This window comes from Breznakia pachnodae (genome assembly GCF_030814225.1).
In the GTDB taxonomy this organism is placed as follows: Bacteria; Bacillota_I; Bacilli_A; order Erysipelotrichales; family Erysipelotrichaceae; genus Breznakia; species Breznakia pachnodae.
Genome location: NZ_JAUSUR010000002.1, coordinates 295403 through 310490, shown reverse-complemented (window position 1 = coordinate 310490; position 15088 = coordinate 295403). Strand labels below are relative to the sequence as shown.

Here is a 15088-nt window from a genome sequence, read left to right as displayed (position 1 = left end):
AAAATCTATAATTCTACGACTAATAATTAGACAATTCGAACGAAACGTTTGAGCTACAGGTCTAATCAATGAATGAAAGCAATTATTGAAGAGGTGGACAATGGGCAAAAGAATAGACACAAAGGTTGTAGAACAATTTGCTAAGGGCGATAAAAAAGCATTTGAAGATATCTATGAATTCTATAAGAATTCAATTTATCTGTTCTCTATTTCTTTATTAAAGAATCAAGCCGATGCCGAAGAAGTCGTGCAAGATACCTTTATTAAGGTATATCAAAAGATTCACACATTAAAAGAACTAAAGACATTTCATGCCTGGCTTTTTACTATCACCTACAATACAGCAATGAAACTCTATCACAAGAAAAAGTATCAACTTACATTAGAGGATGAAAGTTTCTTAGATACACTAGTAACAGTAAAAGATGATCAGAAAAAGGATTACAACAATCAGGAAGTAATTGATGTTATTAAAGAAGAATTAGGGAAACTTCCGAACAAATTTGTGATTGTTGGGGAGTTACGTTTTTTTGATGACCTTACAACCAGAGAGATTGCAGGAATACTTGAAATACCAGAGGGAACCGTAAAGAATCGATTAAATAGAGTAAGAACATCCATAAAACCAAGTTTAGCAAAACGCGGTTTTAATCCAGAACACTACTTAAGTGTAACTGGAATACCAATCCTATATCAGGTGTTTTCTCAATATGCAAATCAAGTTGCATTGTCAAAAGTTGCCAGTGAGACAATCTTATCTAATGTAACGTTAGCAAATGCTTCAGCATCTGTAGTAAAGAAAAGTAATAAACTAGCAGCAACACTAGCTGTTTCTCTAGCTGGAGTTGCCTTGGTAAGTGGAGCAGCATTAGCAACAACTGATAACACACAACCATTAGCGATTAATGAAATTTTATATACATCCGAAGAATATACATCAGCTGGAGAACCGGTGCAAATCGTAATGAATCAACGTATTGATTCACAGGCTGTTTCCATAAAAAATAGTGAAGGTGATGTTGAGTATTCAATTAATGGAGATGAAATAATATTCCAAGTTGACGAGAATGATACCTATACTATTGATATTAATGGATTAAAAGAAACACTAGAAATCAATAATATAGATAATGATGCTCCTGAAATGGCAGATGTAGATTACGATGAAGATAAAGTAATAATAAGTGTTCATGATGAGCATAGTGGAATAGATTATGAGAATTCATCTTATGTCTATAATGATGTATCTTATAACTTTCCTAGTGATGGAGTTATTGAATCGGTTTCAGAAGGAAGTATTCAAATACACTTAAGTGATAACGTTGGAAATCAAAGTGAGTTTAAAATAAATCTCACACTGGGAGAAGAGTAATATGAAAAGAATAAGGATTGTTACTCTCCTTTTACTTCTATTATTTAGTATGAATATTAACATTGATGCTGCAGATACAAAGATAACTTGTATTAGTAGTGTTTTTGTATTTGAAGATAGTAATTATAAAGAAGTTTCAGATACTGATCTTCTTAATCTTAATGATGGAGAAAAAGTAAAATTACAGTTTACCTTATCATCTGATAATGAAGTAAACGCAGAATTAGCAATTGATGAGTTATCAGGATTTAAACAAACAGGAACAATTAAAGTAGATGGAAAAGAAGTAGAAGATAAAGAATCAATAAGGATTAAAATAACTTCAGATAAAGTAGTTGTAGATGTTGAGGGAACTATTGACTATAACAAAGGTAAATTTAAAAGTTCAATTCGTTTAACTACAAATGAAAATAACAAGGAACAAGTACAAACCTTTGGTTTTAAATATTACATTGAAGGAGAGGAAACAAAGCAGCAACAATTTACTGTGAATTTTTATGGTGCATCAGGGGAGTTAGTAAGTTCTATCAATGCAAAGAAAAATGAATATATCACAGCACCTGATTATGAAATCATCGGATATAACGTAATTGGATTCAATGAACGTAAAGATGGAAGTGGTACTTATTTTGTTTCAAATAAAGTAACAGAAGACACAAACTATTATGCTGTATACCAACCAAAAACATTTACAGTTGAATATTATGTTGAGGATAAACTCTACACCACAAAGAAAGTTGAGTATAATAACGCAGCTTATTTTATTGATGCTCCTGAAATTGAAGGAAAAGAGTTTGTTGAATGGATTGGATTATTAGATAACGTAAACAACAACATAAAAGTATATGCAGTTTATAAAGATACAATTACAAACATTGTTTATATTAATAGTCCTTCTTTTTTATCTGAGTTAATAGAGGAAACAATTGAAGAAGATATTCATTTAGATGTTGATTATGAAGAGATTAAATCAGTTATTAAACAACAGGATCCAATTGATAATGATGAATATTTTGTAGAATTAGAAGAAGATGGAAAACTATCATATTTAAATGAAGATACTATATATCTGCAATTAGATGAAAAAGATACAAGTATCTGGAAATATATTCTAATAATCAGTCTTTTCTTAGAAGCATTAGTTTTGATTTATCTGTTTTATCAAAAAAAGATAAAAAATAATTCGAACGATTCAATTTAGTCACAGGTCTAATGAATGAAACAGAATCAAAATGTTTTGAGGAGGGCAAGATGAAAAAATCAAAACTAACAAAATTGTGGAAACTTAGTTTAGCGTTATTTATATCGTTAGCAAGTATCGGAACTCTAATAAATTCAATGGATTTATTAGCTAGTGAAGAGTTTGATATAAACGAAACAGTAACGATGAGCGAAGACAATACACAAGCAACAATTACTTTGGATACAAGTAATATAGATGAAAAGTACACAATCCAAAGTATTCAAAATCCAGATGGATCGATCATGGATATCGAAAACAATCCATCATATATAGTTGATGAGAATGGTAAATATACATTTATAGTTAACTATATGGATAAAACTTCAGAAGGGGAAGAAGAGTTAACTTACAATAAAGAAGTTGAAGTTACTCAGATAGGGATTGAAGAAAAGAAAGAGGAAGAAAAAACTACTGATAAAGTAGATGCAGTACAACCAAGGACAATAACTAATCCAAGTGGTGATAGTCTAAAGGTAGAGTTTGAGAAAGATAATACTGCCAATATAGACTGGTCAGATGTATCACAAGTTGATTGGAATTTTTATGATACGGAAAAGGTAGAGATTACGGCAGTTTTCTCTGGAAAAGGAACAAATAAAACCAGAGAAATTGAAGTAGATATTCCAGATGGATATCAGATAATTGGATACTCTGCAAAGACTGGTACAGCATCTCAGGATGGAGAAACAATTCTGACGACTACTGAAGAAGTACAACAAGCAATGGAAACAAGTACTCTAACATCACAAAATGGTGGTACTTTTGGTAGTGAAAAAGTAACAGGGTATAAGACAGTAAGCGCTACTGATTATACTGAAGCGAAGAAAAGTGGAAAAGTTAAATATACTTTTAATTCTGAAGCAGAGACAATTATATTAACACTTCAATTAGGAATAGATAAGAAATTATATGATTACTCAGATACTAGAGAAGAATTTTCTGATGCATTAGGAACTACAAGTACAGGAACATCAACAGGACAATTGTTAGATAACCTAAAAGTAAAACAAACATCAGGTAGTGAGGTTTTGGAAGAAACGGTAAAAGCAAATATTAAAGGGACACTTGATGCAATGTATCTTCATGCACGTGGAAGACAAGATAGTACATATATTGATGATAATGGATATTCTCCTGATTTTAAACCCTATGGAGCACTCTTATATTTCTATAGTGCAGTAAATTCATTTGATATTTTGGTAGATGAACTAGTGTTAACTTATAACTATCCTGAAGGTGCTGAATTCATAGGTATGGAAGGCGAGACATCATTTGGAAATGCAGCAAATATATCATATGCTGATAATCCATTAACTAGAACGCTTACTGTAACTTACACAAAATTCAATGTTAAGGGTGGAGTGGAAAATATTAGTCAACCATTATTTAAACTAGATGGTGATATCTATGGTACAGATGGGGTGAAAAAAAATACTGCAGCTTTCAAAACGCTAATGTCTGTTAAATTTATAGGAAACAATGATTATTATGTTGTTAATAATACTTTTACTACAAGCATTATTGATAAAGATATTCCAATAGAATTAATAGGATATAATCAAAATGTATATGATTATACATTAAATGGATATGAGAATGGATATCAATTTTTAGGTAATCATTATGTTACTAATCCATCATTTGTTGATAAAAAAGATATATCTTTAGAATGGGTGTTTGATAGTAGTCTTGGAATTCGTATTGCTAGACTGGCATTACCTACAGGGTCTACGATTTCTAATGTTAAAGTATACACTACGAGTAATTCAAGTGGATATACAGTAGCAAATATGAAGAGTACAAACTTTGTTTATGGAATAGGTTCCATTATAGATGCAGATAAACTAGGTTTAGCTGATGGTGAGTATATTACGAAAATAACAGGAGTAATTGATAACTGCCCATCACTATATTATAGTGGTAGTCCATGGGCAACAGAAACAAATGGATATGCAGCATATGGAAACATTCAGAATGGTAGCGGTGGAAAACATACCCTTACGATTGATGGAGTTTCATCTACTTCAATTATTACTACGACAACGAGTCGTGTAATAGATGCAGCTGCTGTTTCAACAAATACATTTGCAGCTACCTATTATCCAGGAGACACCATACCTGTAAATGCAAGTTTTACTTCAAATGTAAATACATATAATAGAGGAAAAAAAGTAACAGATGACTTTCTTCAGGATCCAAATATATATATTCGAGTACCCGAAGGATTTTCATTGGATGAAACAAGTATAAAACTTACTTTTGGAACTACTGATGTAACTGGAAAAGCAACTCTTTCAAGTAAGACTACTAACCCTGATGGCACAGTCATTTATAAATATTCATTTAATGAAGATTACACAGTTATGGCAGGAGTGCAATCTAAAAATGGTACAGGCGCATATCATGCTAATACACAACTACAAGTTAATTTTAATTTAAAAGTATCAGTTAATAATCAAGGAACTGCAGCAATTCCTTTAAGAGATATAGTAATGGCTGAAGGAAAAGGGAATTTTGTTGGATATGATGGTTACGAAAATTACATTCGTACAGATGATTTTGGAATTACCTCTACTGGTAATAACTTAATGGCACCAAATACAACCCAAAAAATCACAGTAGTAAAATTACCAGAACTTCAAATATCTTCTGGTATTCGTGTAAAAGGTTCAGGTAATGATTTTTCTACTTATGACGGTACAGAAAGTTCAATTGCAGGATTGTCTAGAACGAAGAATGCAGAAATAGAGATTTCATACTTTAATAATGCACCAAATACATTCAGTTCAGCTAGTATCTATTTCCCAATCCCTAAAGAAGGGAAAGATTATGGTAAGTATTTCAATAATAAAGCACTCACAGATGCAATCAATAATCCTGACTCATCTCCGTTTACTTGGAGTGCGAATCTAACAGGTGAAATAACAGTTCCAGGATTTACGACTTTATATGCAACTGGAGGTAGTGTAAATACAACCACAAATGATGGAAGTACCAGTTGGGAACCATTCATACCTACAGGTGGTACATGGAAATCTTATTCTGAAGTTTCAAGTAATTTAGAGGATGTAGTATTCGTGAAATTTGTCGTAAATAGTGCAATCGGATCAGGAGATTCTGGTTCATTCAAATTTGAATTAGAAGTAGCTTCGGATTCACCAGTAGATGAAATCAGTTATTGGAGAACGTACTCAAGTGCGTTAGCTTTAGGAGCTTCTACTCAATCATGGGTAGTAGGATCAGTATTAGCAGCCAGTCCATCCATCGGAGAAATCAGTGGATTAGTATTCTATGATAATAACGCAAATGGAAAATATGATGCAGGCGATGCTATTTATACTGGTGGTAATATAACGGTTAACCTAACTGAAAAAGATGGAAAGATATCGACAACTACATTAACTGTCGCAAGTGATGGTACTTATTCCATCGAACAGTTGAAAGAAGGAGAGTATTCTATAAGTGCGATTAATAGTGATAATTCAAACTATCACTTCTCAAAAACAACTGCAAGTACGAGTACCATCACAGGAAGTAATGTAACTGCAAATGTTAACCATACAGAAGGTAAGTATGAAGGTATGGTCATAAAAGCAGGGGATAGCGAAACCTATGAAAATGTAGGAATTGGTTTGATTTCTAAAATTGATACAACATATGAGTTTGAAGATCGAGTGAAGAATGATATTTCATTAGATGGAAAAGCAAGAATGGTAGTATCAGGAAATCAAATTGAATATAATGGTACATTAGTAAATAACACCTTCCCTCAAGAAACATTCTCAGTAACACCAAACGTAGCACTGCCAGAAGGAATGACATTTATCGGATGGCAATTATATACAGTAAATGGAAGTGGTACAGCTACGAAACTAGGAGATGTAATTACGAATGCAGAATTGAAAGATAAAGCAGTACCAACAGTAGCTAGTGGAGAACGTTTAGTAGTAAAAGCAGTGGTAAGTTATGGACCAAATATCATCACATCAGACCTTACAAAGTATGTAGGAGATACTGTTGATTTGATGAGTGGAGTAACTGCTACTAATGAAAGTGGTACACCAATTGCGTTAGTAACAGGAAACTTGGGAAACACAGAAGTAACTCAAAACATTGACATTACAGATGATAACAAATATAAAACAGCAGGTACCTATGAAGTAACGTATAAAGTAACCGATATCGCTACCAACTCTTCTAGTACAGTGAAGCGATTAGTAAAGGTACATGAAGCACCAACAGTAATCGCAAACGCTCAAGAGTACACACTTGGTGATACAGGGATTATGGCAAGCGTATTAAATAATCCAAATGCAACTTGGCAAGAAGCACCAGCAACCGTAGGTGATGCAGATCAACGTGAGATTAGTGGACCAGCAGATGCGACAGGTGGAGTAAATAAAATCAAAGCTGAAATCACAGGACCAAGTAATGACTTCTCAAAAGCAGGATTATATTCTGTAACTTATACAGCAACTGATGCAAATAGTAAAACTGGAAGTAAAACAGTTAGTGTATTAATTAAGTCACCTAACGCGAAACAAGATGATACAAGTACACTTACTATTGATGCAAAAGGATTTACAGTGGAAAATGCAGACGCAAAAGATTTGACGGAAACAATCGTTAAGAATAGTACACATGCAGGAGTAGGTGCATATCAAAAAACAGTAGATGGAGAAAACAACATTACTGGATATACTGATATCACAAGTGATGTAACAATCAAAGCATCTCAACTAAGAGCGATACAGGATGCAACAGTAGGTGGTGGAATCTATGATCTTACCTTTACAGTTACAAAAGATAGCAAAACGGTATCTACAACAGTAAAAGTAGTAGTAAAAGGAACAAGTACACCAACACCGAAACCAACTCCTGATGGAGATACATTAGCAATTAGCGCAAGTGGATTTACATTAGATAACGCAGATGCAAAAGGATTGGATTCAACTATAGCAATTACAAAAGGAAAAGCAAGTGCTACCTTAGTAGAATCAGGAAAAGAAATTACAAATATTAGTATCGATGCAACACAATTAACAGCAATTAAAAACACAAACCAAGCTGGTGGAATTTACGATTTAACGTATACAGCAGAAGATCAGGGAGTTACAATTTCAACAACAGTAAAAGTAGTGGTAAAAGGAATTACAACACCAGATCCAAAACCAACACCAGATGGAGATACATTAGCGATTACTGCGAATGGATTTACAGTAGAAAATGCAGATGCGAAATCATTAAATGATACAACGGCGAAAACAAGTTCAAATGTAGCAGCATACTTAGTAGGCGCAAAAACATCAGTTACTGATATTAGTGTGGACGCGACACAATTAGCAGCAATTAAAGCAGCACCAGCAACTGGGGGATTCTATGATTTAACATTTACTGCAAAGGATCAAGATGTAACAACTTCAACAACCGTAAAAGTAGTAGTAAAGGGTACAACAACTCCAACACCAGTACCAACACCAGATGGAGATGAACTGGCTATTACAGCAGAAGGATTTACCTTAGAACGTGCAGAAGCTCTAGTACTTAATAATGCGACAGCAATTACCAAAGGAAGTGCAAGTGCAACTCTAGTAGAATCAGGAAAAGCAATTACAGATATCAGTGTAGATGCAACACAGTTGGCAGCAATTAAAGCTGCACCAGCAGGAGGCGGAATTTATAATTTAACTTATACTGCAAAAGATCAGGATGTGACAATTTCAACTACAGTAAAAGTAGTTGTGAAAGGTACAAACACACCAGATCCAATACCAACACCAGATGGAGATACATTAGCGATTAGTGCGAATGGATTTACACTTGAAAATGCGGATGCAAAATCATTAAATGATACAACGGCAATAACAAGCTCAGGAGTAAGTGCAATCTTAGTAAAAGCAGGAACATCAGTCACTGATATTGAAGTGAAAGCAAGTGATGTTACAGCAATCAAAGCAGTACCTGCTTCAGGAGGTGTTTACGATTTAACATTCACTGCGAAAGACCAAGGTGAAGAAGTATCGACAACCGTAAAAGTAGTTGTAAAAGGTACGAGTACACCAGAACCAAAACCAACACCAGATGGAGATAGTTTAGCAATCAGTGCACAAGGATTTACAATTACAAATATAGAGGCGAAAGTATTAACGGATGGTTCTGCAATTACAAATGGTAATGCAAGTGCTTGGTTAGTGAATGCAGGAACATCAGTCACTGGTATTACAGTAGATCAAACACAATTAACAGCAATTCATAATGTAAGCGTATCTGGAGGAATCTATAGTCTTACTTATAGTGTGACAAACCAAGGAGTTACAACTTCAACAACTGTAAAAGTAGTAGTAAGAGGAGTTACAACTCCAGAACCTGAACCAACACCAGATGGAGATACATTGGCAATTACTGCAACAGGATTTACATTGGAAAATGCAGATGCAGAGAATTTAGATGCAACAGGAGCAATTACCAATGGAAAAGCAAGTGCCTACTTAGTGAATGCAGGAACAAACATTACTGATTTAAGTGTAGATGCAACACAGTTAGCTTCAATTAAAGCAGCAAGTAAAGAAGGTGGAATCTTTGACCTTACGTATACAGCGAAAGATCAAGGAGTAACAATCTCTACTACCGTAAAAGTAGTGGTGAAAGGGACAACGACCCCAGATCCAAAACCAACGCCAGATGGTGATACACTAGCAATCACTGCGAAAGGATTTATTCTTGAAAATAGTGAAGCTACTGGATTAGATAACGCTACTTCTAAAACAAAAGGACAAGTAGCAGCGTGGTTAGTAAATGCGAAAACAGCAATTACGGATATCACTGCAAAGAGTACAGATATTACAAAGATTAATGAAGCTCCTAAATCAGGAGGAATCTATGATTTAGTTTATACAGCAAAAGAACAAAATGTAGAGATTACATCAACAGTGAAGGTAGTGGTAAAAGGAACAAGTACACCAGAACCAGTACCAACCCCAGATGGAGATAAACTGGCAATTACTGCGAAAGGATTTACTCTTGAAAATAATGAAGCATCATCATTAAGCGATGCAACAGCTATTACAAAATCAGAAGTGCAAGCGTTCTTAGTAACAACTGGAACATCTGTATCAGATATTACAGTAGATACAGTACAGTTAACAGCAATTCAAAATGCTAATAAAGGTGGAGGAATTTACGACTTAACGTTTACTGCGGAGGATCAAGGAACAACAATTTCTACAACTGTAAAAGTAGTAGTAAAAGGAATCAATACACCAGATCCAAAACCAACACCAGATGGAGACACATTGGCAATCACAGCGAATGGTTTCACAATTGAAAATGCAGATGCAGCAACATTAAGTGATAGCGATGCTATTACAAAATCAAATGTAGTTGCTTACTTAGTAGATGCGAAAACATCAGTATCAAACATATCAGTAAAAGATAGTGAGCTAGCTGCTATTAAAACAGCACCAACATCAGGTGGAGTCTATGATTTAACCTATACAGCAGAGGACCAAGGTGTAAAAATCTCAACGACAGTAAAAGTTGTAGTAAAAGGGACAAGTACACCAGACCCAGTGCCAACCCCAGATGGAGATACATTGGCAATAAGTGCAAAAGGATTCACGATTGAAAATGCAGAAGCATCAAAACTTACAAGTAGTAGTGCAATTACAAATGCAGAGACACAGGCATGGTTAGTAAAAGCAGGTGTTAGTATTACTGATATTAGAGTTGATGCAACTCAACTGGAAGCGATTCAAAAAGCAAATGAAGGTGGAGGAATCTTCGACTTAACAATTACAGCAAAAGATCAAGATGTAGAAGTATCTACAACGATTAAAGTAGTAGTTAAGGGAATCAATACCCCAACTCCTGAACCAACACCAGATGGAGATACATTAGCAATTACTGCAGAAGGATTTACAATTGAAAATATAGATGCAACAACACTAAGTGATAGTGATGCAATCACAAAAGCAAATGTAGCTGCATATCTTGTTGAAGCAAAAACATCAATTACTGATATTACAGTAGATAGTGATGAATTAACTGCAATCAACAATGTTGGACAAAATGGAGGAATCTATGATCTAACATTTACTGCGAAAGAACAAGATGTTGAGATTTCAACAACCGTAAAAGTAGTAGTAAAAGGAACAACGACTCCAGAACCAAAGCCAACACCAGATGGCGACGAATTGGCAATTAGTGCAGAAGGATTTACTCTGGAAAACAAGGATGCTGCTTCATTAACAAGTGACTTAGCAATTACCAATGCAAATGCTATGGCTACTTTAGTGAAAGCTGGTAAAGAAGTTAGTGTTAGTGTTGATACAGCACAACTGGAAGCAATTCAAAAAGCACCAGTAACAGGTGGTATTTATGACTTAACTTATACAGCAGAGGATCAAGGTGTTAGTATTTCAACTACAATTAAAGTAGTAGTAAAAGGAACGACAACACCAGACCCTAAGCCAACACCAGATGGAGACGAGTTAGCAATCAGTGCACAAGGATATACTCTTGAAAATGCAGATGCAACAGCATTAAGTGAAGCAGATGCAATTACAAAAGGGAATGTTCAGGCAAGTCTTGTGAAAGCGGGAACAGCGATTACAAATATCAAAGTAGATACAACACAATTAGCTATTATTAATAGTGTTGGTACTGCAGGAGGAATCTATGATTTAACATACACTGCAGAAGATCAAGGTGTAGAAATTTCAACAACCGTAAAAGTAGTAGTTAAGGGAACAACGACTCCAGAACCAAAACCAACACCGGATGGCGATGAATTAACAATTAGTGCGGAAGGATTTGAACTTGATTATGCAGATGCAGGATCACTAACAGATAAAAAAGCAATTAGTGAAGCAAGTGCAGAAGCATGGTTAATAAAAGCGAATTCAAAAGTATCAAACATAAGTGTTGATCAAGAACAATTAAAAGTAATTCAAAGTGCTTCAAAAGCTGGAGGTGTGTTTGAATTAACATTTACAGCAGAAGATCAAGGCGTAAGCATTTCAACAACCGTAAAAGTATTTGTAAGACCAGCAAATGGTATTACTTCAAATAATGTAACAATTGATGCATCAGGATATATTGTTTCTTATGAAGAAGCAATTACATTACCTGAAGCGGATTCAATTGCCAAAGGTAAAGCAATTGCATATGAAGTAATTAAAGATGCAACAGGAAAAATTGTAGATGTGAAAACAATTGATGTAAGTGTTGATTCAAAACAACTTAATGCAATTCACTCTACTAGTACAGATGGAGGATTGTTCGATCTTACATATTCAGCAACCAATGGTACAGATACAGCAAACATTACTGTTAAGGTGTTAGTAAAACCAAAATATAGTGTAGCTGATGAAGATACAAATGTTATCTTAGGAGCAGAAGGATTCACTCTAGAAAATAGTGAAGCAGCATCATTAGATGCAACCAAAGCAAAAGCTTCAACCAATGGTAATGCACAAGCATATAAAGTATCATATGCAGATGGTATCGTTAGTGGATTTACTAATATATCTGATAAGATAACTGTAAATAAAGATGATTTAAAAGCAATTCAAGAAGCACCAGTAACTGGTGGAGTATATGATTTAGAATTTACAGTAGAAGATGATGGAGTCACAGTAACTAAAACAGTAAAGGTTATTGTTTTAGGAACAAATACTCCACCAAGTGTAGAATTACCAGATGGAGATGAACTAGCAATTAGTGCAAATGACTTCACAATTGAAAACACTGTAGCTGCAACTTTAGATGATGTGGCAAGTATTGCGAATGCAAATGCACAAGCATGGAAAGTAAAAGAAGGACTTTCAATTGAAGTAAAAGTAGATGAAACTCAATTAGAAGCAATCAAAAAAGCACCAGCAACAGGTGGAGAATATGATTTAACATTCTATGCAGTTTATGACTCAAATGCTAGAATGGAATATCGAATTGAAACAACTATAAAAGTAACTGTATTACCTGTAGGAGAAAAACCATCAACTGCACCGACTACACCAACAAGTAGTGTAGAACCAGCAGGAAGTGGAACCAACACAGGAGATACAACGAATGTAATGTTCTACTTATCATTATTATTGTTATCATCTGTATACTTTGTAGGAAAGAAGAGAACTAATAAGAATTAAGTATAATTAAATAAAAATATTATTTCAAAAGTTATTCAAATACAATTGAATAACTTTTGTTTTTACGGAATTATTCAAGTATAATTGATTAATTTTCAACCTTAACAGCGAAGAAATTAATCCCTTATTTTCTCATATGATTTTTAATAACAAAGTAATTAAACGAAAAATGAACGAATATAATGAAAATAGCGACTAATAATATAGGGGGATAATTATATTCCCTTTTTAATTTGTAATAAAGCAATAATGATATTTTACTGAACAAATTAGAGGAGTTCAACATCTAACAGTAGAGGCGGAGGGCAGACAAAATGAATGAGAATAAAAAAATTGATACAAAATATGTCATTTTGTACCAACAGAATCAGAATGATTTTGAGGCATTCAATGAAATATATAACTTTTATAAGAATAAGATATATTATTTTGGTTATTCATTTCTAAAAGACAATGATCGGGCAGAAGAAGTAGTACAGGAAACATTTGTAAGAGTAATTAAACAAATAAAGAATTTAAGAGATCCTAATTCATTTAACTCGTGGTTATTTCGAATTAGTTACAGTATTATTATGCTTCATTATCGAAAGGAAAATCGCTATCAGCCTTTGGACGAAGGTGTTGATATATCATATTTTCCAGATGAAAAAGAGGACTTAATTAAAACGTATCACAATCAGGAAATTATTGATAACGTTAAAAATTCATTAGATACATTAAGTGATAGATTAAAAATAACAGCAGAACTTTATTACTTTGAAAATATGAAAATCAGAGAAATATCAGATGTATTAGAAATTCCTGAAGGAACGGTTAAGACAAGGCTAAAACTAATAAAGGAAAACCTACAAGTTCAATTAAAGAAACGTGGGTTTAAACCTACAGATTACATGTCGTTGAGCTTTGCTCCACTTATGTGGAAGGCGTTTGAACAACTGACTGCTGCTACTCAATTAAATGAGCAGGCGGGAATGCAAATCTTAGATGGAATAAAAGTATCCACGTTTCCAGCAACAGCAGCAATTGGTGGTGCAATCAGAAATGGCGCAAAAGCAAAGAAGATAGCTGCATCAGCTTTCATTGCTGCTGCAGTTACTGTGATTGCATTACAGTTTCAAACATCAACTCTTGATATTGCAAAGATTGAATACAATACTGATATGACTAGGAATAAAGTAAAAGTAAGTGTAGTAACAACTAAAGATATAGAAGATAGTAAAGTGTCTGTAACTTTTGATAATAATCAGATTGATTCTTCAATCCAAACAAATGTAGTTGAATTTGAAGTGGATCAAAATGGTGAATATTCGATTGAGGTCGGTGATAAGAAAGAGATTATTGCTATTGATACAATTGATCGAAAAGCACCATTAGCAGAATTAGAATCAATGGAAGACAATAAATTAAAATTAAAGATATCAGATGATCTTTCAGGAGTTGATTTAAATAACTCTTATGTAACTAGTAATGGACAAAAATATGAAATCAATGAAGATGGAATATCTGAGGGTATATTTATAGGGGATGTTAGTGTTCACTTATATGATAGTGTTGGTAATCATAGTGAGTATGTGATTCAGAAGAGTGGTAATTGAGTATGAAAAAAGTAATAATATGTTGTTTACTACTTTTATCCTTTACTAGTCATCTAAGAGCAGAGGATACAGAAACCGTTAATTTCTATGATGAACAAGGACAGTTAATTGTATCTTACGAGTTACCTGTTGGTTCTTACTTTGAAGTTCCATCTATCAAAAAAGATGGTTATAACTTTATTGGATTCAACACACAAGCGAATGGTAGAGGAGAGTATTTAATTACCTATAAGGTATGGGAATCTAAAAATTATTATGCAATCTATGAAGTCATTAATTACAATGTTGAATACTATGTGCAAGGGGAATTATTTTATAAGACAACAGTACCCTATCAAAGTGATGCGCCAAATATTAATGCACCAGAAGTAGATGGACTAGAATTTATTGGATGGAGTGGACTATCAAACATTCAATGTGATACTCAGATTAATGCATCATTTCAAGAAAAAATAAACGTAGTCGAAGTTGAAGAGAAACCTAGTATTCAAGAGACTACAGCAATGAAATTAATTAACGTAGATGAGGAAAGTGAGTTAATTGATGAAGTAGTTGTAGATAACGAAAATTATAATGAAAAAGAAAATACGATAATGAATAAGGTAGTGAATGGAAATACTAACTATGTGCCTTATGTTTTTTTGTTTATTGCAGTCTTTTTTGTCTCTTTAAAAATAATTAGAAAATCTACTGAACAATCTAGATGACTTGTGAATCTATCTAATGACGGAGG

5 protein-coding genes are annotated in these 15088 nt (G+C 33.7%); all 5 read left to right on the top strand.

The window, feature by feature from the left end; genetic code table 11:
• Positions 1 to 100 precede the first annotated feature (100 nt).
• The 5 genes from J2S15_RS07440 (at position 101) to J2S15_RS07420 (ending at position 15062) form a co-directional block, all read left to right on the top strand.
• Positions 101 to 1372: an RNA polymerase sigma factor gene (locus J2S15_RS07440; protein ID WP_307406915.1), complete on the top strand. Its 1272-nt coding sequence runs from the start codon at positions 101 to 103 to the stop codon at positions 1370 to 1372.
• A 1-nt stretch (position 1373) separates the two neighbouring features.
• Entirely contained in the window at positions 1374 to 2573 is a 1200-nt protein-coding gene (locus J2S15_RS07435; protein WP_307406913.1) for a hypothetical protein, read from the top strand.
• Positions 2574 to 2623: 50 nt separating this feature from the next.
• Positions 2624 to 12760 (top strand): beta strand repeat-containing protein, encoded by a 10137-nt coding sequence (locus J2S15_RS07430; RefSeq protein WP_307406911.1) that lies wholly within the window; start codon positions 2624 to 2626, stop codon positions 12758 to 12760.
• Between the two features lie 314 nt (positions 12761 to 13074).
• Positions 13075 to 14355, top strand: a complete 1281-nt coding sequence (locus J2S15_RS07425; RefSeq protein ID WP_307406909.1) for an RNA polymerase sigma factor — start codon at positions 13075 to 13077, stop codon at positions 14353 to 14355.
• A gap of 2 nt (positions 14356 to 14357) precedes the next feature.
• Entirely contained in the window at positions 14358 to 15062 is a 705-nt protein-coding gene (locus tag J2S15_RS07420) for an InlB B-repeat-containing protein (protein WP_307406908.1), read from the top strand.
• Positions 15063 to 15088 lie beyond the last annotated feature (26 nt).

Excerpts from the sequence above, each read along its gene's own strand:
- J2S15_RS07440 (WP_307406915.1), top strand. The coding sequence starts at position 101 with ATGGGCAAAAGAATAGACACAAAGGTTGTAGAACAATTTGCTAAGGGC.
- J2S15_RS07435 (WP_307406913.1), top strand. The coding sequence starts at position 1,374 with ATGAAAAGAATAAGGATTGTTACTCTCCTTTTACTTCTATTATTTAGT.
- J2S15_RS07430 (WP_307406911.1), top strand. The coding sequence starts at position 2,624 with ATGAAAAAATCAAAACTAACAAAATTGTGGAAACTTAGTTTAGCGTTA.
- J2S15_RS07425 (WP_307406909.1), top strand. The coding sequence starts at position 13,075 with ATGAATGAGAATAAAAAAATTGATACAAAATATGTCATTTTGTACCAA.
- J2S15_RS07420 (WP_307406908.1), top strand. The coding sequence starts at position 14,358 with ATGAAAAAAGTAATAATATGTTGTTTACTACTTTTATCCTTTACTAGT.